The sequence below is a fragment of the Lactiplantibacillus sp. 7.2.4 genome (genome assembly GCF_018991185.1).
GTDB classification, from domain to species: Bacteria; Bacillota; Bacilli; order Lactobacillales; family Lactobacillaceae; genus Lactiplantibacillus; species Lactiplantibacillus pentosus.
Window position 1 is genome coordinate 1 of record NZ_JAGYGS010000150.1, and the last position, 828, is coordinate 828.

At 32.9% G+C, this 828-nt stretch carries 2 protein-coding genes; both read right to left on the reverse strand.

The genetic code is table 11. From position 1 onward, the window contains the following. Positions 1 to 267 precede the first annotated feature (267 nt). Positions 268 to 444 carry a hypothetical protein gene (locus KGF70_RS16945; protein ID WP_020090529.1) on the reverse strand — a complete coding sequence of 59 codons (177 nt, stop codon included), beginning with the start codon at positions 442 to 444 and terminating at the stop codon, positions 268 to 270. After that, the gene (locus KGF70_RS16950) at positions 444 to 662 is read right to left on the reverse strand and encodes a hypothetical protein (RefSeq protein ID WP_010579558.1); all 219 of its coding nucleotides are present in this window, start codon (positions 660 to 662) and stop codon (positions 444 to 446) included. The genes KGF70_RS16945 and KGF70_RS16950 overlap by 1 nt, the downstream gene beginning before the upstream one ends. Positions 663 to 828: the final 166 nt, after the last annotated feature.

Consider the following 828-nt stretch of genomic DNA (forward strand, 5'->3'; position numbering starts at 1 on the left):
ATTTTTATTTATGCCAACTCGTGACCACATCTTATCATTGGATGGTATGAATGATGTTGACAGAAAAACTAGCATTAGAGACCTCCTTATTATATATAGTAAAGGATACTAAACGAAATAGATTAAGGTAGATTACAAATTTAATCCGAATTATTTGCAATTTAAAACGTAGTCTCCAATATTGTATTTAGTATGCCTCATGGGAATTCACTCTGATTTATGTGGCCCCCTTCAAATTGGAATTTGTAATCTAACATAAACGGCTTATTAATCACGCCTAACCGGCTCTTCAGGTTGTTTTTCAGGGTATATTTTTTCTGGATTTATTTGGGGGTTTTCAGGTGGAGTCTTTACTGGAAATCTTTGTGGTAATTGCTTTTTAGGCTTTTCTATTGGTATATGAGGAGTAATTTTGTTTGGGTGTTTTTCCAAAAGTGATATCATTAGCTATGCCTCCTTAAATTCTTCTTGAATGGAGTGTCGTCTTTTAAATCAGAGCGATGTTGATACCATTTTTCCGCTTGTTCCGTAGCAATTGAAATGGCCCGCTTATCGTCATAATTTTTTTCTTTAAGCGCATTTGCGATCTCAATAGCTTTTTTTCGAACCACTTTTTTCAAATTTTTCATTGATGGTGGGTAATTTTGTTCATTCCAAGGCATTTCAATAACCTCCATTCATATGATTTTAGATATGGAAAAGAGTATATAGATTATTTGTTATATATTAAATAAGATTACAGCATGTTGGTAAGCGCTGTCAAAAAAGTTGCTTTAGTTTCAACCGATAGTCACTAGACTCATATTTTAACTAAGAAATAGTATCCAT

Bases quoted from the DNA above. Each gene is read 5' to 3' on its own strand.
- KGF70_RS16945 (WP_020090529.1), bottom strand. From the start codon at position 444: ATGATATCACTTTTGGAAAAACACCCAAACAAAATTACTCCTCATATA.
- KGF70_RS16950 (WP_010579558.1), bottom strand. From the start codon at position 662: ATGCCTTGGAATGAACAAAATTACCCACCATCAATGAAAAATTTGAAA.